Origin of the sequence: Umezawaea sp. NPDC059074, from assembly GCF_042738955.1 — a bacterium.
In the GTDB taxonomy this organism is placed as follows: domain Bacteria; phylum Actinomycetota; class Actinomycetes; order Mycobacteriales; family Pseudonocardiaceae; genus Umezawaea.
The window spans coordinates 68167-94963 of sequence record NZ_JBHYHC010000017.1 but is presented as its reverse complement, the minus strand read 5'-3'; the positions used below and the strand labels follow the sequence as shown (position 1 = coordinate 94963).

Annotated in this window: 13 protein-coding genes; 10 read left to right on the top strand and 3 right to left on the bottom strand. The window is 74.2% G+C overall.

The window, feature by feature from the left end; translation table 11 throughout:
- The first annotated feature begins 1 nt into the window (after position 1).
- The gene (locus ACFWW9_RS10865; RefSeq protein ID WP_390374465.1) at positions 2 to 454 is read left to right on the top strand and encodes an EF-hand domain-containing protein; all 453 of its coding nucleotides are present in this window, start codon (positions 2 to 4) and stop codon (positions 452 to 454) included.
- A gap of 121 nt (positions 455 to 575) precedes the next feature.
- Here ACFWW9_RS10865 and hemA read toward each other — a convergent pair whose 3' ends face one another.
- Entirely contained in the window at positions 576 to 1796 is a 1221-nt protein-coding gene (gene hemA / locus ACFWW9_RS10860; RefSeq protein WP_390374463.1) for a 5-aminolevulinate synthase, read from the bottom strand.
- Between the two features lie 225 nt (positions 1797 to 2021).
- Here hemA and ACFWW9_RS10855 point away from each other — a divergent pair, with 225 nt between their 5' ends.
- From ACFWW9_RS10855 to ACFWW9_RS10820, 8 genes are all read left to right on the top strand, one after another.
- A complete protein-coding gene (locus ACFWW9_RS10855) occupies positions 2022 to 3563 on the top strand; it encodes an AMP-binding protein (protein WP_390374461.1) in 1542 nt (513 codons plus the stop codon).
- Positions 3560 to 5104 carry a long-chain fatty acid--CoA ligase gene (locus tag ACFWW9_RS10850; RefSeq protein WP_390374459.1) on the top strand — a complete coding sequence of 515 codons (1545 nt, stop codon included), beginning with the start codon at positions 3560 to 3562 and terminating at the stop codon, positions 5102 to 5104. The genes ACFWW9_RS10855 and ACFWW9_RS10850 overlap by 4 nt, the downstream gene beginning before the upstream one ends.
- Positions 5101 to 6639, top strand: a complete 1539-nt coding sequence (locus tag ACFWW9_RS10845) for a BTAD domain-containing putative transcriptional regulator (RefSeq protein WP_390374457.1) — start codon at positions 5101 to 5103, stop codon at positions 6637 to 6639. Before ACFWW9_RS10850 ends, ACFWW9_RS10845 begins: the two co-directional genes overlap by 4 nt.
- 64 nt (positions 6640 to 6703) lie before the next feature.
- A complete protein-coding gene (locus tag ACFWW9_RS10840) occupies positions 6704 to 7648 on the top strand; it encodes a hypothetical protein (RefSeq protein WP_390374455.1) in 945 nt (314 codons plus the stop codon).
- A complete protein-coding gene (locus ACFWW9_RS10835; RefSeq protein ID WP_390374453.1) occupies positions 7645 to 8748 on the top strand; it encodes a hypothetical protein in 1104 nt (367 codons plus the stop codon). The genes ACFWW9_RS10840 and ACFWW9_RS10835 overlap by 4 nt, the downstream gene beginning before the upstream one ends.
- Positions 8749 to 8848: 100 nt before the next feature.
- Positions 8849 to 22540, top strand: coding sequence for an SDR family NAD(P)-dependent oxidoreductase (locus tag ACFWW9_RS10830; RefSeq protein WP_390374451.1), 13692 nt, complete (start codon positions 8849 to 8851; stop codon positions 22538 to 22540).
- A 15-nt stretch (positions 22541 to 22555) separates the two neighbouring features.
- Positions 22556 to 23644 carry an HAD-IIIC family phosphatase gene (locus ACFWW9_RS10825; protein ID WP_390374449.1) on the top strand — a complete coding sequence of 363 codons (1089 nt, stop codon included), beginning with the start codon at positions 22556 to 22558 and terminating at the stop codon, positions 23642 to 23644.
- Positions 23637 to 24305 carry an O-methyltransferase gene (locus ACFWW9_RS10820; protein WP_390374447.1) on the top strand — a complete coding sequence of 223 codons (669 nt, stop codon included), beginning with the start codon at positions 23637 to 23639 and terminating at the stop codon, positions 24303 to 24305. The genes ACFWW9_RS10825 and ACFWW9_RS10820 overlap by 8 nt, the downstream gene beginning before the upstream one ends.
- Before the next feature lie 28 nt (positions 24306 to 24333).
- Here the strand turns inward: ACFWW9_RS10820 and ACFWW9_RS10815 are convergent, their stop codons facing one another.
- On the bottom strand, positions 24334 to 24591 hold the full coding sequence (locus ACFWW9_RS10815) for an acyl carrier protein (RefSeq protein ID WP_390374446.1): 258 nt from the start codon (positions 24589 to 24591) through the stop codon (positions 24334 to 24336).
- Between the two features lie 103 nt (positions 24592 to 24694).
- Here ACFWW9_RS10815 and ACFWW9_RS10810 point away from each other — a divergent pair, with 103 nt between their 5' ends.
- Complete coding sequence (locus ACFWW9_RS10810; RefSeq protein ID WP_390374444.1) at positions 24695 to 25795, top strand: RNA-guided endonuclease InsQ/TnpB family protein; 1101 nt, start codon at positions 24695 to 24697, stop codon at positions 25793 to 25795.
- Between the two features lie 119 nt (positions 25796 to 25914).
- Here ACFWW9_RS10810 and ACFWW9_RS10805 read toward each other — a convergent pair whose 3' ends face one another.
- Positions 25915 to 26796, bottom strand: coding sequence for a 3-hydroxyacyl-CoA dehydrogenase family protein (locus tag ACFWW9_RS10805; RefSeq protein WP_390374442.1), 882 nt, complete (start codon positions 26794 to 26796; stop codon positions 25915 to 25917).
- Position 26797 lies beyond the last annotated feature (1 nt).

Here is a 26797-nt window from a genome sequence, read left to right as displayed (position 1 = left end):
TTTGCTTCGTCTTTTCACGCTGCTCGACAACAATGGCAATGGTGTCATCGACCGTTCCGATCTCGAAGGATTCGCGACCAGGATCGGCGCCGCGGACAAGGCAGTCGCCCTCTGGGGTGCGCTGTCCTCCCTGGACGCCGATTCGGACGGGGTCGTCGCCAAGCACGAGTTCCTCGCGGGCGCCGACTACGACGCGGTCTTCGAAGCCACGGTCGCGTTGCACGCGGCCCTGTTCGACTCCGCGGACGTCGACGGCGACGGCCGGGTCAGCCGGGCCGAGTGGGGGGCCATCAACTCCAGCCTCGGCATCTCGGACGCCGACGCCGAGTCGGGCTTCGGCACCATCGACGCGGACCGGGACGGTCAGGTCACCCGCGGCGAGTTCCTGGATCAGGTGTCGATCCTGATCAAGGGTGATTCGGACCTCTCCACGATCAGCCTGACCCGGTCCTGATCCTGCTCGTTCCCGACAAGACCGCCTCGCTGTCCGGGCGGTCCGTCGGGGTGGCCCAGGCCCGTCCGGGGTCGGTCGGAGCCCGCGCGGAGGTCCTGGTCGCCGACCGGGGAGCGACGCGTCAGGCGGCGTCCCGTCCGGTGCGCAGGCCCAGTTCGAGCCAGATGTCACCGAGTGCGCGGGCGAGGTCGTCCACCTCCTGCTCGGTGTGCACGGCGTTCGGCGCGATCCGGAGGATCTCCTCGCCCGGCCGGACGCTCGGCGCGTTGATGGCCTGCACGTACAGGCCGTGCCGTCGCAGGAGCAGATCCGACGCGCGCTTGCACAGCTCGTCGTCGTCGACCCGCACCGAGACGATGTGCGACTCGTTGGACAGGTACGGGATCCCGCGCTCGTCGAGCAGCGCGTGCAGCCTGGCCGCGTTGCGCGCCAGCCGGTCGCGTTCGACCTCGGACACGCGGAGGTGGCGAACGGCCGCCAGCGCCGCCGCCGCGACGGCGGGCGGCATCGCGGTGGTGAAGATGAAGGAGCGCGCGAACATCCGGACCGCGCGGACCACCGCGGCCGGGCCCGCGAGGTAGCCGCCGGTCGCGCCGAAGCCCTTGGCGAGCGTGCCCATGACGACGGTGAACCGGTCCGCGACGCCCATCCGTGCGGCGATCCCGGCCCCCTGCGGCCCGTACACGCCGACCGCGTGCACCTCGTCGAGGTAGGTCATCGCGCTGTGCTCGTCCGCGAGGTCCGCGATGTCCGCCAACGGGGCCACGTCGCCGTTCATCGAGTACACCGACTCGGCCACGATCAGCTTCGGCCGCCGCGGGTCGGCCGCGGCCAGGAGTTCGGCCAAGTGGGCGACGTCGTTGTGCCGGAAGATGACCTTCTCGGCCCTGCTGTGCCGCAGCCCGTCGATGATCGACGCGTGGTTGAGCGCGTCGGAGAACACGAGGCAGTCCGGGATCCGGCCCGCGATGACCGAGAGCGAACCGTCGTTCGCCGAGTAGCCGGTGGAGAACAGCAGCGCGTCCTCCTTGTCGTGCAGCTCCGCGAGTTCGGCCTCCAGCAGCACGTGGTAGTGGTTCGTCCCGCCGATGTTGCGGGAGCCGCCCGACCCCGATCCGTGCTCGGCGATGGCCCTCGTCGCCGCCGCGAGCACAGCCGGGTGCTGCCCCATGCCCAGGTAGTCGTTGCTGCACCAGACGCTGATCGGCGTCAGCTCGGAGCCGTCGTCGACCCGCGCCGTCGCGGACGGGAAGCGGCCCGCGACCCGGCCGATTTCCAGGAAATCCCGTGCGCTCCCGACCCCGTCGGTGAGGTGCGAGAAGAAGTCCAGATAACGGTCCATCGCGTCGACTCGCTCCGCTCCGCGGTTGGGCACGGGTGGTAATGCCGTTCTCCTCGGAAACGTAGCCGACACGCTGTCGCGCGCACCCGTCCGCGTCCACTGCCCGGTAATTCGGGTTCCTCGGCGAAAGCCGCCGGCGAAACGCTATCGCGACGCTGCGCACCCCCTGCCACGCTGCGCACGCGGAATTCGACCCGATTCCCCGACCGCGGACTGGAGCTGACGATGCCTGCGCCGACCGGCCACTACGTCGCCACCATCCTGGAGGTGCTCGGCCGTGACCCGGACCGGGTGGCCGTGCGGTCTTCGGGGGGCTCGCTGACCGCGGCGGAGGTCACCCGTTCGGTCTTGGCGGCGGCGGACGGGATCGCCGCGACGGTCACGCCCGGCGCGCGCCCGGTCGTCGCGATCCTGACCGTCGTCAACACACCGGCCACGCTGGTGCTGCGGTACGCGGCGAACCTGGCGGGCGCGATGGTGGTGCACCTGCACTCCACCAACGCCGTCGACCCGGCGGACCAGCTCGCCGAACGGCACCGGCGTGACATCCTCCGCGCCACGGGCGCCACCGTTCTCGCGGTGGACGCCACCACCCTGCCTATGGCCCGGCACCTGCTCGACGGGCTGGACCGGCCGCCACTGCTGGTCGCGGCGGAGCCGCTCGCCGACGACGTGCTCGACCTGTCGGCCGGTGATCCAGGCGCCATCGACCCCGGCACGGTCCCGGAGACGCCGGACGAGCCCGCCGTGGTCCTCTACACCAGCGGCAGCACCGGCGCACCGAAGGGGATCGCGGTCCCGTTCCGCCTGCGGCGGCTCTACCTGGAGGCCGCGCTCGGGTCGGGTGAGGCCATCGTCTACCTCGCCACGCTGCCGGTCAGCCACTCCACCGGGGGCATGGCGGACAACGCGCTGGTCTCGGGCGGGACCATCGTGTTCCACGACGGGTTCGACGCGGGCCGCTTCCTGGAGGCCGTGGAGCGGGACGGGATCTCGCTGGCGGTCCTGTCGCCGTCGCAGCTGTACGAGGTGGTGGACCACGCCCGCGCGCACACCGCCGACCTGTCCGCGCTCAAGGGGGTCCTGTACGTGGGCAGCCCGGCGTCGCCCGACCGGCTGGCGGAAGCCGTCAAGGTCTTCGGCGAACGGCTCGTGCAGTTCTACGGCACCACCGAGACCGGCGGCATCACGATGCTCGGCCCGGCCGAGCACTTCGACCCGGAGCTGCGCGGGACCGTCGGCCGCCCGATGTCGGCCGAGGTCCGCGTGCACGAGCCGGACACCGACCGGGTGCTGCCCACCGGCGAGGTCGGCGAGGTCTGCGTGCGGTCCCCGCTGACCATGCCGGGGTACTGGGGCGAGCCCGACCTCACCGCCCGCACCATCCGCGACGGCTGGCTGCACACCGGCGACCTCGGGTCGCTCGACGAGCGGGGATACCTCCGCCTGCACGGCAGGCTGGCCGACGTGATCAAGGCGCACGGCATCAAGATCCGGCCGAGCACGGTCGAACAGGCGCTGCTGGCACACCCCCGCGTGGCCCAGGCGGCCGTGTACTGCGTGCGGGACGCCGACCGACGGGAGTTCGTCCACGCCGCTGTCGTGGCGCGCGAAGCCGTTTCGGCCGCCGAGTTGGCCGCGCACGTCGCGGCGGAGCTGTCGGACCGGCACGCGCCCGACGTGGTCCGGTTCCGCGACCGGCTCCCGCTCGACGGCGCGGGCAAGCCGGACAAGCGGGCGCTGGCGGCCGAGGACGCGGTCCGGTGACGCTGTCCGCCGCCGCGATCCTCGCCGACACCGCGATGCGGAGACCGGAGCACCCGGCCGTCGTCTTCGAGGACGAGGCGGTCACCTACCAGGAGCTGTGGGACGGCGCCCGCCGCTGCGCCACGGTGCTCCTCGACCTCGGTTTCCGGGCTGGGGACCGGATCGCGCTGCTGCTGCCGAACACCCCGCACTTCCCGCGGGTGTACTTCGCGGTGCTGGCCATCGGGGCCGTCGCCGTGCCGGTGCACGGCCTGCTGCTATCGGGCGAGATCGGGTACGTGTTGCGCGACTCGGAGGCCGCCGTGCTGGTCTGCGGCGCGGCGATGCTGGGCGAGGGAGCCGTCGCGGCCGAAGCGGAGGGCGTGCCGGTGCTCACGGTCATGGCCGACGAGGAGGAGGACGGGCGCCCGCGGCTCGACGTGCTGGCGGCGACGGCCGAGCCCGCCGACGTCCCGGTCCCGCGCGCGCCGGACGACCTCGCCGTCGTGCTCTACACCTCCGGCACCACCGGCCTGCCCAAGGGGGCGATGATCACCCACCTGAACCTGGTGCTGAACGTCGTCACGACCGCCGTCGCGCCGTTCGGGTTCCGGCCGGAGGACGTCCTGCTCGGGTGCCTGCCGCTGTTCCACACCTTCGGCCAGGTCTGCGGGATGGCGACCTGCTTCCTGGCGGGCGGCACCCTCGTGCTGATGCCCCGGTTCGACGCCCGCGCCGCGCTGGAGCTGATGGTGGCCGAGGGCTGCACGGTGTTCATGGGCGTCCCCACGATGTACCTCGACCTGCTCGACGCCGCCGCGGCCGACCCGCGCCGCCCGCCGCTGGACCGCGCCTTCTCCGGCGGGTCGGCCCTGCCCGTCGCCGTGCTCGAACGGTTCGAGGCGGAGTTCGGCTGCCCGGTGTACGAGGGGTACGGCCTCACCGAGACGTCCCCCGTCGTGGCCTACAACCAGGTCTGCTGGCCGCGCAGGCCCGGCACGGTGGGCAAGCCGATCCGGGGCGTGGAGGTGGCGATCGCCCGCGCCGACGTGGAGGGCCGGATCGACGTCCTGCCACCCGGCGAGGTCGGCGAGGTCGTCATCCGCGGGCACAACGTCATGGCGGGCTACCTCGGTCGTCCCGCGGCCACCGCCGAGGCGATCGTGGACGGCTGGTTCCGCTCGGGCGACCTCGGCGCGCTCGACGCCGACGGGTACCTGTCCATCGTGGACCGCAAGAAGGACATGGTCATCCGGGGTGGGCACAACGTGTACCCCCGCGAGGTGGAGGACCTGCTGGCGCGCCACCCGGACATCGCGCAGGTGTCCGTCATCGGGGTGCCCGACGACCGGTACGGCGAGGAGGTCTGCGCCGTCGTGCGCGTCCGGCCGGGCGTCCCGGCGGACCGGGCGCGGGCGGCGGCCATCGTCGAGTGGGCCAAGGCCAGGATCGCCCCGCACAAGTACCCGAGGCTGGTCCGGTTCACCCGTGACTTCCCGTTGGGGCCCAGCGGGAAGGTCCTCAAGCGCGACCTGGTCGCCCGGTACGCCGCGGGACCATGACCGCCGCACCGGGGCAGCCGACCGTCCGGTTCCGCGTGCTGGGGCCGCTGGAGGTGACGGTCGACGGGCGGGACCTGCCGGTGCGGGGCGTCGTCCAGCGGTCCGCGCTGGGCTTCCTGCTGCTCAACGCGGACCGGGTGGTGACGACGGACGACATGGTGCGCGCGCTGTGGACGGGCGGCCCTCCGCGGACCGCCCGCAAGATGGTGCAGAACGCGGTCTCCGCGCTGCGTGGGACGCTGGCGCGCAACGGGGTCGGGGACGAGGTCGCGGCACTGCTCAGCCACGCCTCCGGGTACCGGTTGCTGGTCACCCCCTCGGCGGTGGACCTGGCTCGGTTCCGGCACCTCACGGCGCGGGGCCGGGCCGACCTCGCCGAGGGGACGTGGGAGCGGGCGGCGTCGACGCTGCGCGAGGGACTGGACCTGTGGCGGGGCCGCGCGCTGGCCGACCTCGCCGCGACCGGGGTCGCGTGGCCCGAACTGGAGGAGCTGAAGAGGGAGCGCGGCGCGGTCGTGGAGGACCGCTTCGAGGCCGACCTCGCGTGCGGCAGGCACCACGAGGTCACCGCCGAACTGGAAGCCGCCGTCGACCGGCGACCGGACCGGGAACGGTTGTCCGGCCAGCTGATGCTCGCCCTGTACCGCTGCGGGCGGCAGGTCGAGGCACTCGCGGTGTACCAGAGGCTGCGGACCCGGCTGGGGGAGCGGTTCGGGCTCGAACCGGGACGCGCGCCGCGACTGCTCGAACAGGCGATCCTCACCCACGACCCGCTGCTGGACCAGCCCGCCGCGCTGGCGCGCATCGCCGACGGGGGACTGCTGGTGACCGCCCGGCCGGACCGCCGCGTGATCGCGGTGCGCCCGCGGCAGGTCCGGCCCCCGGTCGCGCACGGGCCCGGTCCCGAACTCGACGTGCTGAGGGGCTTGGCGGCGCTCACCCGGTCCCGGCGGTGTTCGCACGTCGTCACCGTGGTCGGCACGCCGGACGACGGGACGACCCGCTTGGTCGACGAACTGGTGGCGAGCGCCCACGGGGACCGCGCCTTCCGGTGCCTGCCCGTGCGGCTCGCGGACGGCGATCCGCTGGCCGCGCTGGTCCGGTCGTGCTGCGGGATAGCCGATCCCGGCACGGCCGCCGCCGCACGGGTGCGCCTCGGGCTCGTGGTCCGCAGGCTCGCCGGGCCCGGTCGGGCGGCGACCTTGCTGCCGTGCCTGGAGGACGTGCTGCGCGGCGCCACCGCGACGGCGCCACCGGACCGACGCCGGGCTCGGCTGGTCGCGGTCGCCAGGCTCCTGGAGTTCGCGGCGGCTCGCTGTCCGCTGGTCGTCGTCGTGGAGGACGTCGACCGGGCGGCCGGGACCCCGCGCGAACTGGTCGAGCTGATCGCCTCCGGCGGACCCGCCGTGCCGCTGCTCGTCGTGGCCACGGCCAGGCCAGGACCGGACCGCGACACGGGGGGGAACCGGTACCGGGGCGTCACCGTGCTCACCCTCGGTGAGCCCGCCGACGGGACCCCGGAGGACCGGTGCTGACGCGCTCCGCCGACCGTCCGGCGCGCTAGCCCGCCGCTATGCGCCGTGCGCAGACTCAGCGCACATGACACTGGGATACCTGTTGGGCGGCGGAGTCGGCGCGGTGCCGCACGGTCCTGAACTCCACGACGCGTTCCCCAGCGTGCGACGCGTCTACGGCGAGGTCGCCGAGCTGACCGGGATCCCGGTGGATCGGATGCTCATCGGCGACCTGCCGGTGGAGTTGCGCGAGCGCCGGACCGTGGGGATGGTGCGGGAAGCCGCGATGGCGTTGGCCGTGCACGACCGATTGGTCGAGGCCGGGGTCCGGCCGGGCGCGATCGGCGGGCTGAGCCTGGGCGCCATGACCGCGTCGTGCCTGGCAGGCGCGGTGGGTCGAGAGGCGTTCCTGGACGTCCTGATGCGGTCCGGGGCGCACGAGGAGCCCTCCGACGGCCCCGAGGAGGGGTTGGCCATCGGGACGTTGCCGTCCCCGGAGTCCGCCGCCGAACTGGTCGTCGACGGCGAGGTGTTCCTGGCGGGCTACTTCGGCCGCACGGCGGACGACGCGCACGGCGTGCACCTGCTGGCCGGGCACCTGGCCGCGCTGCGCCGCCTGGCAGACGACCGGCCCGCCGGGCAGGTGACCGTGCTGCCGGGCCGCGCGGTGGCCGTGCACACCCCGCTGCGCAGGCACCTGCGCGACGCGTTGGCCCCGCACATCGAGGGCATGGCGTTCGCCGCGCCCACCGTGCCGCTGTACTCGTGCTTCGCCGAGCAGCGGCTCACCACCGCCGAGGACGTGCGGGACGTGTTCCTGCGCAACGCGGTGGACCCCATCGACCTCACCATGGTGACGCGGGCGATGTCCGCGGACGGCGTGGAGCTGGGCGTGGTGATCGGCGGGTCGATCCCGGAGGGGCTGCTGTCGTTCCCGTTCCCGGTGGTGCACGTGCGGCGGCCGGACGACGTGGAGAAGCTGCTGCTGACCGCGTACGAGCTGGGAGTCGAGCCTGGCGCCGCACCGTGACCGCGCCGGACCCGGCCGGGCCCGCGCTGACGGCGGCCGAGTGCGACGCCATGGTGGACCGCTGGCTGGCCACCGACCTCGACACGTGGACCCGCGATGTGGTTCGCAGGCACTTCGACCCGGCCACCGGCAGCCCGTACTGGGTGCGCGCCGCGCAGGCGCTGCCGTTCGACCCGCGCGACATCACCCGCTACGACCAGCTGGCCGAGCTGGGTCCGACGGACCTCGACCTGTTGCGGCACAACGATCCCGCCGACTTCGTGCCACTGGCCGTGCCGCGGCCGCTGGCGGGCCGGGTGTGGGACTCCGGCGGCACCACCGGATCGCCGTGCCGGGTGTTCTACACCCCGGACATGATCGCGCACCGCGGCGTCTGGCGGCGCTGGTCGTTCGTCACCGAGGGTTTCGAGCCCCACCGCCGGTGGTTGCAGGCGACACCCACCGGTCCGCACCTGATCGGCAACGGCGCCTGGGAGGTGTCCGGGCTGCACGGTGGTGTGGCGTACACGATCGACATGGACCCGCGGTGGGTGAAACTCCTGATCGGCACGGGCAGGTTGGCCGAGGCCGCGGACTACACCGACCACCTGCTCAACCAGATCCTCGACGTGCTCGGGGGCGGCCGCATCGACTACCTCAACACCACACCCGCGCTCCTGAAAGCGATGCTGCGCAGGGATCCCGAGGCGGTCGCCCGGCTGCGCGGCGTGCGGTTGAGCGGCACCCAGCTCAGCCCCGCGCTGTACCGCCGGTTCGTCGCCGCGCTGGACGGCGGTGTCTGCGGGCTGAGCTACGGCAACACCTTCGGCAACGCCGCCGGGCTGCCGGTCGAGCGGGGCGGCGACCTCATGCCCTACACACCCAACTACCCGCAGGTGACCATGGCCGTCGTGGACCGCGCCGACGGCCGGACCGTCGTGCCCCTCGGCGCGATCGGCCGGGTCCGCCTCACCGTCCTGCACCGCGACCTGTTCCTGCCCAACGTCCTGGAGCGCGACGAGGCCATCCGCCACCGCCCGGCCACCGGCTTCCCGGCCGACGGCGTCGCCAACGTCCGCCCGCTGGCCGCGGTCGGCACCGGCGTGGAAGGCCTCTACTAGGCACACGGGAAGTCCTGCTATCGGGGCGCTATGTGGTGATCGGTGCAATGGCGCACGGGCGGACGGGCCGGTCGTGCGCCGAACGCGGGGAGACGAGCGGGTGGACGTGACGCCGGGCGGGGAACAGGCGATGGTGCCCTGGTTGTTGTCGGCGGACGGCGAGCCCGCGGTTCGGGCGATGGCCGGGCGGTTGGCGGCGTGGTCGAGGGCTCGGCCCGAGGTGGACGTGGACGCCGTGGGGCGGTGGCTGTCGGCGCGGGCGGCGACGGCCGGCCCGTGCCGGGCCGTGGCGGGTGGGCGGGACCGGGCCGAACTGGAGGCCGCGCTGGCGGACCTCGCGGGTGGGCGGGCGGTCGTGACGGCGGTGTCCGACGCGACGGAGCCGGTGTTCGTGTTCTCCGGCATCGGGTCGCAGTGGCCGGGGATGGCGTCGGGGCTGATGGCCGGGTCGGCGGTGTTCCGGGCGCGGATGGACGAGTGCGCGCAGGCCTTGGAGCCGTTCGTGGACTGGCCGGTGGCGGAGGTCGTGGCCGACCCGTCGACCCGGTCGATGCTGGACCGGGTCGACGTGGTGCAGGCGCTGCTGTTCGCGGTGCAGGTGTCGTTGGTCGCGGTGTGGGAGTCGCTGGGCGTGCGGCCCTCGGCGGTCGTGGGGCAGAGCCTCGGCGAGGTGGCGGCCGCCGTGGTGGCCGGAGGGCTGACTCTGGACGACGGCGCGCGCGTGGCGGCGTTGCGAGGCCTCGCGCAGGTGCCGTTGGCCGGGCGCGGTGACGTGGTGTCGGTGGGCGCGCCGCTGGAGGTGGTACGGGAGTGGGTCGGCCGCTGGGACGGCGACCTGGTGGTGGCCGGGTCGAACGGGCCCGCGTCGGTGCTGGTGTCCGGCGGCGTCGAGGCGGCGGCGGAACTGGTGGCGGCGATGACCGCGGCCGGGATGTCCGCTCGCCGGTCCGCCGTGGACCTGGCCACCCACTCGCCGCAGTTCGACGCGATCATGCCCCGCATGAGGGCGGACCTCGAGCCGGTGCGACCCCGGCCCCCGCGCCTGCCGTACTACTCGTCGTTCACCGGAGGCCCGCTGGGCGACCTGCCGATGGACGCCGACTACTGGTGCCGCACCCTGCGCGACCCGGTGCGGTTCGCGGACGCGGTGCGGTCTCTGCTGGCAGGCGGTCGGCGGCACGTGCTGCTGGAGGTCGGCCCGCACCCGCTGCTCACCGGGGCGATGCTCGACCTGGTGGAGGAGGCGGGGAGCACGAGCGCGGTGTGCGCCACGCTGCGTCGGGGGCACGGCGGGCCGCGGGCCGTGTTCGCGGCGCTGGGCGAGCTGTACGTGGCGGGCGCCGTCGCCGACTGGGCCGTCAACGCCGACGGCGCGGCCCCGCCCGCGGGCTTCCCGGAGCCGCCGGACCAGGCCCCGGTGGCCGCGCCGGACCGGCCCGCGGTGGTGGACGTGGTGTGCTCGGTGACGGCGGCCGTGCTCGGCGGCGGCCCGTTGTCCGCGGCCGATCGCCGACGGTCCTTCGTGGAGCTGGGCCTGGATTCCGCGACGGCGATGGAGGTCCGGGCCGCGCTCGTGCGCGCGCTCGGCGTCCCGCTGCCCGCGGGCGTCGTGTTCGACCACCCGACGCCGGTCCGGCTGGCCGAGCACCTGGCCGGGACCGAGGACCGGGTACCCGTCCGGCCGGTGCGCGCGCACGACGACCCGATCGCCATCGTCGGCATGGGCTGCCGCCTGCCCGGTGGCGTGCGGGGACCCGACGACCTGTGGCGGTCGCTGGTCGACGGCGTGGACGCGGTCGGCCCGTTCCCGGTGGACCGCGGCTGGGACGCGGCGGGCTACGACCCGCGTCCGCGCACACCGGGCCGCAACTACCAGCGCGAGGCCGGGTTCCTGCACGACGCGGACCGGTTCGACGCCGCGTTCTTCGGGATCTCGCCGCGGGAGGCGCTGGCCATGGACCCCCAGCAGCGGCTGCTGCTGGAGACGTCGTGGCAGGCGCTGGAGTCGGCGGGCATCGTGCCGGAGTCGTTGCGCGGCAGCCGCACCGGTGTGTTCACCGGCCTGTACACGCTGGGGTACGGGACGCGGCTCGACCCGGCGTCGGGGTTGCAGGGCTACGGGTTCACCGGCTCGACCGGCAGCGTCGCCTCCGGGCGCGTCGCCTACGCCCTGGGGCTGGAAGGACCGGCGATCACCGTCGACACGGCGTGCTCGTCGTCGATGGTGGCGCTGCACCAGGCGGTCGGGTCGCTGCGCTCCGGCGAGACGGACCTGGCACTCGCGGGCGGGGCGACCGTGCTGCCCTCGCTGGAGGTGTTCGTGGAGTTCTCCCAGCTCGGCGCGCTCGCTCCGGACGGGCGGTGCAAGGCGTTCGCCGAGGCGGGCGACGGGTTCGGGCTCGCCGAGGGCGTCGGCGTCGTGGTGCTGGAACGGCTGTCCGACGCCCGGCGCAACGGTCACCGGGTGCTCGCCGTCGTGCGCGGCAGCGCGGTGAACCAGGACGGCGCGTCCAACGGGCTGACGGCTCCGAACGGGCCGTCGCAGCAGCGGGTGATCCGGGCCGCGCTGGCCGACGCCGGGATCGCCGCGAGCGATGTCGACGCCGTCGAGGCGCACGGCACGGGCACGGTGCTCGGCGACGCCATCGAGGCGGAGGCCCTGCTCGCCACCTACGGGCAGGGCCGCGACGCCGACCACCCGGCCTGGTTGGGCTCGCTGAAGTCGAACGTCGGCCACACTCAGGCCGCCGCCGGGGTGGTCGGCGTGATCAGGACGGTGTTGGCGCTGCGGCACGGGCTGCTGCCCCGGACGCTGCACGCGGACGTCCCGTCGTCGCGGGTGGACTGGACGCGGGGGCACCTCGCCCTGCTCGCCGAACCCCGGCCGTGGCCGAGGTCGGACCGGCCCCGGTTCGCGGGCGTGTCGTCGTTCGGCGTCTCCGGCACCAACGCGCACGTCGTGCTGGAGGAGGCCCCCGAGGAGGTTCCGGCGGAGGCCCGTCCCGCCGACGTCCGGCCGTGGGTGCTGTCCGCCCGTACGGCCGACGCGGTCCGGGAGCAGGCCGCCAGGCTGCTGGCACGGGTCGAGGCGGACCCCGCGCTCGACGTCGCCGCCGTGGCCGCGTCGCTGGTCCGCACGCGCACGGCGTTCGCCCACCGGGCCGTCGTGGTGGGAGCCGACCGCGCGGAGCTGCTGGACGGCCTGCGGACCCCTGCGGTCGGCACGGGCGACGGTGGCAAGGTCGTGTTCGTCTTCCCCGGCCAGGGGTCGCAGTGGGTCGGGATGGCCCGTGACCTGGTGACGTGGTCGTCGGTGTTCGCCCGGTCGATGGCCGCGTGCGAGACCGCGCTGGACCCGTTCGTGGACTGGTCGCTGACCGGGGTCCTCGATGACGCGGCGGCACTGGACCGGGTGGACGTCGTGCAACCCGTGCTGTGGGCGGTGATGGTGTCGCTGGCCGAGCTGTGGCGCTCGGTGGGCGTCGAGCCGGACGCGGTGCTGGGCCACTCGCAGGGCGAGATCGCCGCCGCCGTGGTCGCGGGAGCACTGTCCCTCGAGGACGGTGCCCGCGTGGTGTCGTTGCGCAGCAGGGCGATCCTCGCCATCGCCGGGAGCGGTGCGATGGCGTCCGTCCCGCTGTCGCCCGCCGAGGTGCGCGCGCTGCTCCCGGACGGCGTGTCGGTGGCGGCGGTGAACGGCCCGTCGTCGGTCGTGGTGTCCGGCGACGTCGCCGGGGTGGAGGCGGTCCTGGCGCTGGTTCCGCGCGCCCGTCGGATCCCGGTCGACTACGCGTCCCACTCCGAGCAGGTGGAACGGATCGAACAGGACGTCCGCGAGGCGCTGGACGGCATCACCCCGCGCGCGGCACGGGTGCCGTTCCTGTCGTCGGTCACGGCGGACTGGGCCGAGGGCGCGGACCTGGACGCCGGGTACTGGTACCGCAACCTCCGGCAGCGGGTCCGGTTCGCCGAGGCCGTCACCGTGTTGGCGGACAACGGTTTCGGCGCGTTCGTGGAGGCGAGCGCCCACCCCGTGCTGACGCCGGGGGTCGCGGAATCGGTGCCGGACGCGGTCGTCACGGGCACCCTGCGGCGCGACGAGGACGGGCCCCGCCAGTTCGTCACGGCCGTGGGCAGGCTGCACGTCCACGGCGTCGAGGTCGACTGGACGCCGTTCTTCGACGGCGTGACCGGGCACGTCGACCTGCCGACCTACCCGTTCCGGGGCGACCGGTTCTGGCTCGACCCCGCCCGTCCGGCGATCGCGGTGGACGACTCCTGGTGCTACCGGATCGGCTGGCGCAGGCTCACGCCGAAGGCCACCCCCACCGGGCGGTGGCTGGCGGTCGGCTCCGGCGACGACGTCGTCACGGCCCTGCGGGACGCGGGCCTCGACGTGACCACCGACGGTGCGCCGGACGGCGACTACGAGGGCGTCCTGTCGCTGGGCGAGCACACCGACCTGTGGGCCGCCGTGGAGTTGGCGCGGTCGACGACCCGGCCGCTGTGGGTGCTGACCCGCGGCGCGGTGGCCGTGGACGGGACGGAGGACCTGGCCGATCCGGTGCGGGCCGCGACCGTCGCGCTGGCCAAGTCGTTCGGCCTGGAGCACCCGGACCGCTGGGGCGGCGCGATCGACCTGCCCCGCGACCTGGACGCGGCCGCCGCCGCCCTCGTGCTGGCCGCGCTCACGACGACCGACGAGGACCAGCTCGCGGTCCGCCGGACCGGTCTGCACGGCCGCAGGCTGCTGCCGGGACTGCGCTCGTCGGACGGCTGGCGACCTCGGGGCACCGTGCTGGTGACCGGCGGCACGGGCGGGCTCGGCGCGACCGTCGCCCGCTGGCTGGTCGCCGCGGGGGCGCAGAAGGTCTTGCTGGTCGGCCGTCGCGGCCCGGACACCCCCGGCCTGCCCGACCTCGGACCGGCCGTCACCGCGCTGGCGTGCGACGTGGCCGACCGCGACGCCGTGGCGCGGCTGCTGGCCGAGCACCCGGTGGACGCCGTCGTGCACGCGGCGGGCGTCCGCGACGACACCGCGCTCGACTCGCTCACCCCGGAACGGCTGGAGTCCGTGCTGCGGGCCAAGGTCACCGCCGCTACCCACCTGCACGAGCTGGCGGGCGAACTGGACGCGTTCGTCGTGTTCTCCTCCGTCATGGGTGTGGTCGGCAACGCCGGTCAGGCCAACTACGCCGCCGCGAACGCGGCCCTGGACGCGCTCATCGCCCGCCGCCGGGCGGCCGGGCAGCCGGGCCACTCCCTCGCCTGGGGCGTGTGGGGTGGGCCGGGGATGCTGGAGGACGCCCTCGCCGCGAAGCTCGCCGCCCGCGGCCTGCCGGGGATGGACCCGGACCGGGCCGTCGAGCTGATCGGCCGGGTCACCGACCCGCTGACCGTGGTCGCCGACGTCGACTGGCGCCGGTACGCCGAGGCCGCCGGGCTGCGGACCGCGCTGTTCGCCGAACTCCCCGGCGCGACAACACCTCCCGTGGCCCGAGGGGCCACGCTGGAGGTCATCCGCACGCACCTCGCCGCCGTGCTGGGGCACGCGTCCGCCGACGCGGTGCCGGTGCGGACCGCGTTCGCCGAGTTGGGCCTGGACTCGCTGACCGTGCTGGAGCTGCGGAACCGGCTCAACGCCGCGCTCGGCCTGCGCCTGCCCACCAGCGCGCTGTTCGACCACCCGACGCCGCAAGCGCTCGCCGACCACCTCGACGCCCCCGCGGACACCCCCGTCGACACTCCGGTCGCGCCGCGGGTCGCCGTGGCGGAGCACGAGCCGATCGCCGTGGTGGGCATGGGGTGCCGGTTCCCCGGCGACGTCCACACCCCCGACGACCTCTGGCGGCTGCTGGTGTCCGGGCGGGACGCCATCGGCCCGTGGCCGACCGACCGCGGGTGGGACGTCGGCGCGCTCTACCACCCCGACCCGGACCACCCCGGCACGAGCTACTGCCGGGAAGGCGGGTTCCTGAGCGGCGCGGCGGACTTCGACGCCGACTTCTTCGGCATCTCACCGCGGGAAGCCCTGGTGATGGACCCCCAGCAGCGGTTGCTGCTGGAGACCACCTGGCACGCCGTGGAGGACGCCGGGATCGCGCCGACCGACCTGCGCGGCCGTGCGGTCGGCGTGTTCGTCGGCACCAACGGCCAGGACTACCCGGTCGCGCTGGCGGGCGACCCGGACGTCCCCGAGGGCCACCAGCTCACCGGCAATCTCGCGAGCGTGCTGTCCGGGCGGATCTCCTACGTGCTCGGCTTGCGGGGCCCCGCGCTGACCGTGGACACCGCGTGCTCGGCGTCGCTGGTCGCGCTGCACCTGGCCGTGCAAGCCCTGCGGCGCGGCGAGTGCGAACAGGCGATCACCGGTGGCGCGACGGTGATGAGCACGCCGTGGCTGTTCACCGAGTTCAGCAGGCAACGCGGTCTGTCCCCGGACGGCCGCTGCAAGGCGTTCTCCGCCGACGCCGACGGCACCGGCTGGTCCGAGGGCGTCGGCGTCCTGGTGCTGGAGCGGCTGTCCGACGCGCACGCCCGCGGTCACCGGGTGCACGCGGTGATCCGCGGCAGCGCGATCAACCAGGACGGCGCGTCCAACGGCCTCAGCGCGCCGAACGGCCTGTCGCAGCAGCGGGTCATCGCCGCCGCGCTGGCCGACGCGGGCGTGGCGGCGGGCGACGTGGACGTCGTGGAGGCGCACGGCACCGGCACCCGGCTCGGCGATCCCGTCGAGGGCAACGCGGTGCGCGCGGCCTACGGGCGGCGCGACCGGCCGTTGCTGCTGGGCGCGGTCAAGTCCGCCATCGGCCACACGCAGGCCGCGGCGGGCGTGGCCGGGGTGATCAAGACCGTGCTGGCGCTCCGGCACGCCGAACTGCCGCCGACCCTGCACGCCGCCGACCTCAACCCGGAGGTCGACTGGGACCCCGACGTCCTGCGGCTGGTCACCGCACGCGAACCGTGGCCCGCGCACGACGGTCCGCGCCGGGCTGGCGTGTCGGCGTTCGGCATCAGCGGCACCAACGCCCACGTGATCCTGGAAAGCGCCCCGCCCGCGCCCGTTCCCGCGCCCCGCCCGGCGGGGCTGCCCACGCCGCTGCTCGTGTCGGCCGCGTCCCCGGAAGCCTTGCGGGCCCAGGTCGAGCAGGTCCGCGACCGCGCGGACCTCGCCGACGCGCTGGCCACTCGGCGCGCGCACCTGCCGCACCGCGCCGTGCTCGGCGAGCGGACGACCACCGGTGTCGCGGGCGAGCCGGGGCGGATCGCGTTCCTGCTGCCCGGCCAGGGCAGCCAGCGCGTCGGGATGAGCGCGGAACTGGCCGCGGCGGAGCCCGTGTTCGCCGCCGCGCTGGACGAGGTGTGCGCGCTCGCCGACCCGCACCTCGACCGGCCGTTGCGCGAGGTGATGGCCGACGGCGGCGACGGCCTGCTCGACCGGACCCGCTACACGCAGCTCGCGCTGTTCGCCGTCGGGGTCGCGCTGGCGCGGCTGCTGGAGGACCGCGGGGTCCTTCCGGACGTGCTGCTCGGGCACTCCGTGGGGGAGTTGACGGCCGCGCACCTGGCGGGCGTGCTGGACCTCGCCGACGCCGTCGACCTGGTCGCGGCCCGCGGACGGCTGATGGACGCGCTGCCGCCCGGCGGGGCGATGATCGCGGTCGAGGCGACCGAGGCGGAGGTCGCGGGCGAGGACGTGGACCTCGCGTCGGTCAACGGTCCGAACGCGGTCGTGCTGTCCGGCGACACCGAGGCCGTCGAACGGGTCGCGAACGCCTTCCGCGCCCGCGGCAGGCGCACCAAGCGGCTGCCGGTCAGCCACGCGTTCCACTCCGCCCGGATGGACCCGGTGCTGGCGGAGTTCCGCACGGTCGCGGCCGGGCTGACGTACCGGGCGCCGCTGCTCGACGTGATCTCCAACCGCACCGGCGTTGCGGCCACGGCCGAGCAGTTGCGGTCGCCGGACTACTGGGTGCGGCACGTCCGCGACACCGTCCGGTTTGCCGACGGCGTCCGCTCGTTGAACGCCGGGACCGTGTTCGAGCTGGGCCCCGGTGGGGTGCTGTCGACGTTGGTCGACGGGGCCGTGCCGCTGCTGCGCGACGACCGGTCCGAGGTGGGGACGGTGGTCGGGGCGCTCGCCCACGCCCACGTGCGGGGTGTCCCCGTGCGCTGGCTCGCGGGTGGCGGGCACGTCGACCTGCCGCTGTACCCGTTCCAGCGGCGGCGGTTCTGGCCAGGCGGCCGGTTCGCCGCGACGGCCGCGGTGGACCGGTTGCGGTATCGCGTCGAGTGGGTGCCGATCTCGGTCGACGCTCCGCGTCGGGGGTCGTGGCGGCTCGTCGGGGACATGCCGGGGGCGGACCGGATCGACTTGGGCTCCGGAGACCCGGCCGGAGTCCTGGTGCTGCCCGGCTGCGCGCCGGAGGACCTGGTGGACGTGGTGGCCGGTGCCGAGGCCCCGGTGTGGGTGCTCGCCGACCCGGACGACCCGCGGCAGGCCCGTCTGTGGGGCATGGGTCGGGTCGCGGCGTTGGAGCACCCGGACCGCTGGGGCGGTCTCGTCCACTGGTCGCCGGACGCCGACGTGGCGGACCTGGTGTCGGTGCTGCACGGGGATTCCGGCGAGGACCAGGTGTCGATCCGCCCGGACGGCGTCCGGGCGCGGCGGCTGGTGCGGGCGGACCGCGGCCGACCCGGATCACGCTGGACGCCCCGCGGCCGGGTGCTGGTCACGGGCGGCACCGGCGGGCTCGGCGGGCACGTGACCCGGTGGCTGGCCGAGAACGGCGCCGACGAACTGGTGCTGGTGGGCCGATCCGGTGGCGAGGCCCCGGACCTCGGCGTGCCGACGACCGTGCGCGCGTGCGACGTCTCCGACCGCGAGCAGGTGGAACGGCTGGTCGCGGTAGCGGGACCGTTCACCAGCGTGTTCCACGCCGCCGGGATCGCCACGGACCGGCCGTTCGCCGACTGCACGCCCGACTACTTGGCCGCGGAGACGGCGGCCAAGGTGCTGGGCGCCGAGCACTTGGACGCCCTCGTCGGTGACGTGGACGCGTTCGTGCTGTTCTCCTCGGTCGCCGCGATCTGGGGCAGCGGCGGGCAGGCGGGGTACGCCGCCGCCAACGCCGCGCTGGACGCGACCGCCGTCGACCGCAGGCGGCGCGGGCTGAAGGCCACGTCGGTGGCGTGGGGCCCGTGGGCCGGTCCGGGCATGGCGGCGGGCGGGACGGGGGAGCGCGTCCGGCGGCTCGGCCTGTCCGCGATGCCACCGGCCCTCGCACTGGCCGCGTTGCAGGACGCCCTCGACCGCGACGAGACGGCGATCGTCGTCGCGGACGTGGACTGGGCGCGGTTCCTGCCGCCGTTCACCGCGACCCGGCCCAGCGCACTGTTCCGCGACCTGCCGGAGGCACGACCCGTCGAGTCCACTGTGGACTTCGTGGCGGAAGCCCCGTCGCAGCGGGAGGTGATGGAGCTGGTGGCCGAGGTGCTCGGTCACGGGTCCGCCGCCCTGGACGTGGACCGGTCGTTCCGCGACCTCGGGTTCGACTCGCTCATGGCCGTGGACCTGCGCAACCGCTTGGTGGAACGCACCGGGCGCGCGTTGCCGGTGACCGTGGTGTTCGACCACCCGTCCATCGCCGCGCTCGCCGCTTCACTGGGGGACAGCGTTCCGGACGACGTGGTGCCCGCGGCCGTGTCGACGGACGAACCCCTGGCGATCGTGTCGATGGCGTGCCGGTTCCCCGGTGGTGTCACGAGTCCCGAGGACCTCTGGCGGCTCGTCGACGAGGGGCGGGACGCGATCGGGGACCTGCCGGACGATCGCGGTTGGGACCTCGGGAAGCTGTACGACGCCGACCCCGACCACGCGGGCACGTTCTACACCCGCGGCGGCGGGTTCCTGGCCGACGCGGGCGACTTCGACGCCGCGTTCTTCGGCATCTCACCTCGTGAAGCGCTGGCGATGGACCCGCAGCAGCGGTTGCTGCTCACCGCGAGCTGGGAAGCACTGGAACGAGCGGGCTTCGACCCGTCGGCGTTGCGCGGCAGCACGGGCGGCGTCTTCGTCGGCGTCGCGGGCCAGGGCTACGGCTCCGGACCCGCGGGCGAGGTCGAGGGGCACCTGCTCGCCGGCACGGTCACCAGCGTGGCGTCCGGCCGGATCGCCTACACGCTCGGCACCGAGGGCCCGGCCGTCACGGTGGAGACGGCGTGCTCGTCGTCCCTGGTGGCGCTGCACCTGGCGGGCCAGTCGTTGCGCTCGGGCGAGTGCTCGTTCGCGCTCGTCGGCGGTGCCGCCGTGGTGGCGAGCCCGGACCTGTTCGTCGAGTTCAGCAGGCAGCGCGGCCTGTCGGCGGACGGGCGGTGCCGGTCGTTCGGCGACGGCGCCGACGGCACCGGCTGGTCCGAGGGCGTCGGCGTCCTGGTCGTGGAACGGCTGTCCGACGCCCGCCGCCTCGGCCACCCGGTGCTGGCGCTGGTGCGCGGCAGCGCGGTGAACCAGGACGGCGCGTCCAACGGGCTGACCGCGCCGAACGGCCTCGCGCAGCAGCGGGTCATCCGGCAAGCACTGGCCAACGCGCGCCTGCGACCGTCCGACGTGGACCTGGTGGAGGCGCACGGCACCGGCACCACCCTCGGCGACCCGATCGAGGCGACGGCGCTGCTGGCCACCTACGGGCAGGACCGCGACCGGCCGTTCGGGCTGGGGTCGGTGAAGTCCAACATCGGCCACACCCAGGCCGCCGCCGGGATCGCCGGGATCATCAAGGTCGTCATGGCCATGCGGCACGGCGTCCTGCCCCGCACCCTGCACGCGACCGAGCCGTCCACGCGCGTCGACTGGACGGCGGGCGACGCCGTGCTGCTGACCGAACCGCGGCCGTGGGACGGGCCGCGGCGGGCGGGGGTGTCGGCGTTCGGCATGAGCGGCACCAACGCCCACGTGGTTCTCGAACACGTCCCGACCGAGGCCGTCGAGCCCGTGGCGGACGACGCGCTGCCCCTGCTGCTGTCGGCGAGGACTCCGCGCGCGGTGGACGACCAGGCCGTCCGGCTGGCGGACTTCCTGCGGGACGGCGGTTCCGCCCCGGCGGACGTGGCGCGGACGTTGGCGGCGAGGCCGCGGTTCGAGCACCGGGCCGTCGTGGTCGGCGACCTCGTCGGCTCGCTGGACACCGCGCCGAACGTGGTGCGCGGCCAGGCCACCGGTGGTGGCGTGGTGTTCGTGTTCCCCGGCCAGGGCACGCAGTGGACCGGCATGGCCCTGGGCCTGGCCGAGGTCGAACCGGTGTTCGCGGCACGGCTGGACGAGTGCGCGCGGGCGTTGGCGCCGCACGTGGACTGGTCGTTGCGGGACGTCCTGGGCGACGACTCGGCGTTGAGCCGGGTCGACGTCGTGCAGCCCGCCCTGTTCGCGGTGATGGTGTCGCTGGCGGCGGTGTGGCGGTCGTGCGGAGTCGAGCCCGCGGCAGTGGTCGGGCACTCGCAGGGCGAGATCGCCGCCGCCGTGGTGGCGGGAGCACTGTCCCTCGAGGACGGTGCGCGGGTGGTCGCCCTGCGCTCCCAGGCGATCCTGGCCATCTCCGGGCGGGGCGGCATGGTCGCCGTCGCCGCGGGCGAGGCCGTGACGCGGGAGCGGCTGGCCCGGTTCACCGGGCGGGTCGAGGTCGCGGCGGTCAACGGGCCGGACGCCGTCGTGGTGGCGGGGGAGCCGGAGGCGTTGGCCGAACTCGTCGCCGACTGCGCGCGGGACGGTCTGCGGGCCCGGTCCATCCCGGTCGACTACGCCGCCCACTCGGCGCACGTGGAACCGCTGCGCGACGAACTGCTCGCCGCGTTGGCGGGGATCACGCCCCGCGCCGCGGACGTGCCGCTGCTGTCCAGCGTGCGCGGCGAGTTCGTGGACGGCACCTCGCTCGACGCCGAGTACTGGTACCGCAACCTGCGTGAACCGGTCGGCTTCGGCGCGGCCACCGATCAGCTGATCACCCGTGGCCACACCGTGTTCGTGGAGGTCGGCCCGCACCCGGTGCTGGTCGCCGCGATCGAGGGCACGGTGGCGGGCAGGCCGGTCGCCGTGCTCGGCACCCTGCGCCGCGACGACGGGGGCCGCCGCAGGCTGCGGACCGCGCTGGCCGAGGCGTGGGTCGCGGGCGCCGACGTGGACTGGGACCCGATCACCGGGGCGGGGCGGCTGGTCGCGTTGCCGCCGTACCCGTTCCAGACCGAGCGGTACTGGCTGCCCGCGCCGGGCCGGTCGGGTGCCGCCCCGGCGCGGCGGCTCGCCTACCGGGTGGACTGGCGCGCGCTGCCCGACCCGGAACCGCGCACGCTCGACGGCTGGGTGGTGGTCACCCCGGCCGGGGGCCACCCCGCCGCGAACCTGCCCGGTGCACGGGTCGTGGCGGACCCGGCCGACATCGGGATGGCGGTGGGCGTCGTGTCGATGCTGCCGCCCGAGGCGACGCTGGACCTGGTGCGCCGCCTGGACCCGGAGACCCCGCTGTGGTGCGTCACGACCGACGCCGAGCACGACCCCGACCAGGCCCGCGTCTGGGGCCTGGGCCGGGTGCTCGGCCTGGAGCAGCCGGAACGCTGGGGCGGCCTGGTGGACCTGCCCGCCGAGGTCGACGCGGCGGTGCTCGACCGCCTCGCGGGCGTGCTCGGCGGGGACGAGGACCAGCTCCGCGTGCGGGCCGACGGCGTCCGGGTCCGCAGGCTGGTCCCGTTCGGCTCACCGCCGCGTGCCGAGCGGTCGTGGCGGCCCGGCCGGGTCGTGGTGCGGGGCGCCGACGCCGACCTCACGGCGGAGCTGACGGCCTGGTTCGACCGCAACGGCGTCGAGGGGGAGCCGGACACGGTCGTCCACGTACTCGGAGCTGAGCCACCCGCGGGCGTGCTGCCGGACGTGGAATTCACTGCCCTGGCAGCTTTTCCGACCGCCGCCGCGGTCGTCGTGCTGCACCCGCTCAACGGGTTGTGGGGCGCTGCCCGGCACGGCGCGGCCGGTGCCCGGTACGCCGGAGCGGCCGTGGCCGCGCGGGCGGCGGGGGAACGGGCCGTGGCGGTCGCGGTCGGCGGCTGGGAGCCGCGGCAGCGGGCGGTGGACGTGGACGACCTCATGGCCGCCGTGCGCCACGCCCTGGACCACGACCAGCCCGAGGCCGCCGTGCTCGACGTCGACTGGACGTCGGTCGTGGCCGCGGTGTCGTCGCCGCGCCAGCTGAACCTCCTCGCCGACCTGCCCGAGGCCCGCGAGGCCCGGCGGCGGGACGCCACGGGCGGTGACGGGCTGGCGGAGCGGCTGGCCGGGCTGTCCGGCGACGAGCAGTTGCGGACGGTGCTGGCCCTGGTCACCGAGCAGGCGGCGGCCGCTCTCGGGCACGGCGGGGCCGGTGAGGTCCGCGCCGACGCGCCGTTCGCCGCCGCCGGGTTCGACTCGCTGCTGGCCGTCCAGTTCCGCAACCGGCTGGTCGCGGCGACCGGGCTGGCCATCGCCGCGACGATCGTGTTCGACGAGCCCACGCCCGCCGCGCTGGCCAGGCACCTGCACGAACGGCTGTGCGCGCCGCCGGACCCGGTGGCGCTCGCGCTCGCCGAACTCGACCGCCTCACCGGTGTGCTGGACGGGCTGCCCGCCGACGAGCAGGTCGGTGCTCGGCTGCGCGCGCTGGTGCGGCGCTGGGACGAACGCGGCGGGCCCGCGCGCGGCGGCGAACTGGAGTCCGCCAGCGCCGACGAGTTGTTCGCACTGCTCGACACCGACTTCAGCACGGGCTGAGGGGAACGGAGAGGCATGACCGACGATCGGGTGATCGTGAAGTGCCTGGTGTGGGATCTCGACAACACGCTGTGGCGGGGAACGCTGGCCGAGGGCGACGACGTGGTCGTGCCGGAGGCGGTCCGGCGGGTGATCACCGAACTGGACGCGCGCGGCGTCCTCCAGTCGGTGGCCAGCAAGAACGACCACGACCTCGCGTGGGCCCGCCTGGAACGGCTGGGGCTGGCCGAGTACTTCGTCCTGCCGCGGATCGGCTGGGGCCCGAAATCGGCCTCGGTGAAGGACATCGCGGACCGGCTGAACTTCGCCGAGTCCACCATCGCGTTCGTGGACGACCAGCCCACCGAACGCGCCGAGGTCGCCTTCCACCTGCCCGCCGTGCGCTGCTACCCGGCCGAGCAGGCCGCGGACCTGGCCGGGCTGCCCGAGTTCAGCCCACCGGTGATCACCGAGGACTCCGCGCGCCGGCGAGGGATGTACCAGGCCGGGTTCCGCCGGGACGCCGAACGGGAGGGGTTCACCGGCCCGGACGAGGACTTCCTGCGCACGTTGGACCTGCGCATGTCCGTGGTGCGCGCCACCGAGCGGGAACTGGCCCGCGCGGCCGAGTTGACGTTGCGCACCAGCCAGATGAACGCGACCGGCGTGCCCTACGACGACGCCGCGCTGCGCGGGCTGATGGCAGATCCGGCGCACGAGGTGCTGGTCGTCTCCATGTCCGACCGGTTCGGGCCGCACGGCGCCGTCGGGATCGTGCTGCTGCGCCGGACTCCGGACGTGTGGCACCTCAAGCTGCTGGCCACGTCGTGCCGCGTCGTGGCGTTCGGCGCCGGGACCACCCTGCTCAACTGGATCGTGGACCGGGCCGCGCGGGCGGGTGCGCACCTGGCCGCCGACTTCCGGCCGACCGACCGCAACCGGATGATGGACATCGCCTACCGGTTCGCCGGGTTCGACGACGACGCCTGCGGGTGCCTGACAGCACTGGGGCCGTCGGCGGAGGGCGTGCTGCGGCTGCACCTGCTGCCCGAACCGCGGCCGGTGTCGCCGGTCGTGGCGCTCGACGCGGTCGACCTCGCCGCGGTGGCGGTGACCCGTGGCTGAGCAGGTGGACGTCTCCCCGGCGCTGGCCGGGTACGTGCGCGAGATGTCGCTGCGGGAGGACGAGGTCCTGCGCGAACTGCGGGAGCAGACGGCGGAACTGCCGGGCGGGCGCTCGTTGCAGGTGATGCCCGAGGAGGGCCAGTTCCTCGGGATGCTGGTGGGCCTGCTCGGCGCCCGGTCGGTGCTGGAACTGGGCACCTACACCGGGTACAGCACGCTCTGCCTGGCCAGGGCGCTGCCGTCCGACGGGCGTCTGGTGACCTGCGACATCACCCGGCGCTGGGCTGACATCGGCGTCCCGTTCTGGCGGCGGGCCGGGGTGGCGGACCGGATCGAGCTGCGGGTCGGACCGGCCGAGTCCACCCTGGACGCGATGCTCGACGGCGGTGAGGCCGACGGGTTCGACCTGGTGTTCGTCGACGCCGACAAGGCGGGCTACCCGGCCTACTACGAGCGCGCGGTGAGGCTGGTGCGGCCCGGTGGCCTGGTGGTGCTGGACAACACGCTGTTCTTCGGCCGGGTCGCCGACCCCTCGGTGTCCGATCCGGACACCGAGGGCGTGCGGAAGGTCAACGCCCTGATCCGCGACGACCAGTCGGTCGACGTCGTGCTGCTGACCGTGGCCGACGGGCTGACGCTGGTGCGGCGCAAGACCGCCTAGGCGGGCGGGGGACGCCGTCCCCCGCCCCTCAGGCCTCGTCGCGGAGCCGGACGACCAGCTCCGCCATCACCTTCACCGTGCGGAAGTTCGCCAGCTTCAGGTCCGCGCCCGCGATGGCGATGCCGTACCGCTGCTCCAGGTGCACCACCAGTTCCATCGCGAACAACGACGACAGCCCGCCCTCGCCGAACAGGTCGCGGGTGGCCGTCCAGCCCGTCTTCGTGCGGGTCTCCAGGAACTCGATCAACTCCTGCTCGATGGTGTCCGGGGTGGCCGAGACCGTCATGTGGTTGTAGGGCGCGGATACTCCCACCTCTTGATGGGGCGGGGAAGCGCCCGCTCCTCTCTCTGGAAGTGGGTTTGCGTGATCGTGCGGTATTGTTCAGGTCGTGAACGCGGGGGGAGTGAAGCGTTCGTTCAAGTATCGATTCCGTCCCTCAACCGAACAGGCCGAGCAGCTCGATCGCACCTTTGGCTGCGTTCGACTGGTCTACAACAAGGCACTGGAAGAACGCACCCGCGTCTACGCCACCGAGTCTCGATCGATGACCTACGTGCAATCGTCTGCTGCCTTGACAGCGTGGAAGAAAACCGACGAACTGGGATTCCTCAACGAGGTGTCCTGCGTACCGCTGCGGCACCTGCAAAGTGCGTACATGGCGTTCTACGCAAAGCGTTCCCGCCTCCCGACGTTCAAGTCGAAACGCAAGTCGCGAGCCTCCGCGGAGTACACCCGGTCCGGGTTCACCTACCGCGACGGGCGAATCACGTTGGCCAAGCAGACCGCGCCTTTGGACATCGTGTGGTCCCGGCCCCTGCCGGACGGTGTCGAGCCGACCTCCGTGACGGTGTCGCGGGACGCGGCAGGTCGCTGGCACGTGTCCATCCTGGTCACCGACCCGACTGTGCGACCTCTGCCCGCCGTTGACCGGGTGGTCGGGGTGGACGCGGGTATCGCCACCTTCGCCACGCTGTCCACCGGGAAGAAGATCGCCAACCCGCGTCATGAGCGTGCCGACCGCAGGGAGCTCGCGAAGGCGCAGCGTGCCCTGGCGAGGAAGGACAGGGGTGCGAACAACCGAGCGAAGGCTCGCTTGAAGGTCGCCAGGGTTCATGCTCGGATCGCCGATCGGCGGCGGGATCATCTGCACAAGCTGAGCACCCAACTCGTCCGTGAGAACCAAACGGTCGTGATCGAGGACCTCAGCGTGCGAACCATGGTGAAGAACCACAGGCTGGCCCGCGCTATCAGTGATGCCGCTTGGTCGGAGTTCCGATCGATGCTGGAGCACAAGGCAGGCTGGTACGGCCGGACTGTGGTCGTGGTTGATCGGTGGTTCCTGTCGTCGAAGCTGTGCTCCGACTGCGGGATGCGGGTCGAGTCGCTGCCCTTGGAAGTCCGGGAGTGGACGTGCCGGTGTGGTGCTGTGCATGACCGAGATGTGAATGCCGCCAGGAACATCCTCGCCGCCGGGCTGGCGGAGAGGTAAAACGCCTGTGGAGGGCCGGTAAGACCCGAACCGCGTCAGTGGGGATGGCACAGCTCGGCGAAGCAGGAACGCCGGATCGCGAGATCCGGAATCCACGCCCTTCAGGGCCGTGGAGGATGTCAAGGCAGCGCCTCTTCGTACTCGTAGAAACCGCGACCGCTCTTGCGGCCGTGGTGACCGTCGCGGACCTTCGCGAGCAGCAGGTCGCACGGGCGGCTGCGCTCGTCGCCGGTGCGCCGGTGCAGGACGTCGAGCGCGTCGACCAGGTTGTCGATGCCGATCAGGTCGGCGGTGCGCAACGGGCCCGTCGGGTGGCCGAGGCAGCCCCGCATCAGTGCGTCGACGTCGTCCGCCGACGCGACCCCCTCCTGCACCAGGCGGGCCGCGTCGTTGATCATCGGGTGCAGCAGCCTGCTGGTGACGAACCCCGGCGAGTCGCGCACGACGATGGGCGTGCGGCGCAGTTCGCCGAGGAACTTCCGCGCCGCCGCGACGACGTCGGCCGCGGTGCGCGCGCCGGGGACCACCTCGACCGTGGTGATCAGGTAGGCGGGGTTCATGAAGTGCGTGCCCAGCAGGTCCTCCGGTCGGGACACGGCGTTCGCCAGTTCGTCGACGGGGATGGACGAGGTGTTGGAGATCAGCGGCGTCCCGGCGGGTACGGCCGCGGACACCTGGGCCAGCACGTCGGCCTTCGTGGCCGGGTCCTCGACGACGGCCTCGACCACCGCGACGACCTCCGTGCCGGACAGGGCGTCGGCGAGTGAGGTGACCGAGGTGAGCGCGCCCGGTGGTGTGTCGGGGGGAGCGGCGCCGAGCAGCGCCGCGGTCCGCAGGTTGCGGGCGATGGCGACCTCGGCCCGGTCGAGCACCGCGCGGTCGACGTCCACCAGCGTCACGGGGACGCCGTGCGCGAGGGCGAGCGTGGTGATGCCGGTGCCCATCACGCCCGCGCCGACGACGACGAGCGGAGGACCCCCCTCGCGTGCCGCGGCCGTCACG

Coding starts and splice junctions, on each gene's coding strand:
- hemA (WP_390374463.1), bottom strand. CDS start 1,796: ATGGACCGTTATCTGGACTTCTTCTCGCACCTCACCGACGGGGTCGGG.
- ACFWW9_RS10855 (WP_390374461.1), top strand. CDS start 2,022: ATGCCTGCGCCGACCGGCCACTACGTCGCCACCATCCTGGAGGTGCTC.
- ACFWW9_RS10845 (WP_390374457.1), top strand. CDS start 5,101: ATGACCGCCGCACCGGGGCAGCCGACCGTCCGGTTCCGCGTGCTGGGG.
- ACFWW9_RS10840 (WP_390374455.1), top strand. CDS start 6,704: ATGACACTGGGATACCTGTTGGGCGGCGGAGTCGGCGCGGTGCCGCAC.
- ACFWW9_RS10825 (WP_390374449.1), top strand. CDS start 22,556: ATGACCGACGATCGGGTGATCGTGAAGTGCCTGGTGTGGGATCTCGAC.
- ACFWW9_RS10815 (WP_390374446.1), bottom strand. CDS start 24,591: ATGACGGTCTCGGCCACCCCGGACACCATCGAGCAGGAGTTGATCGAG.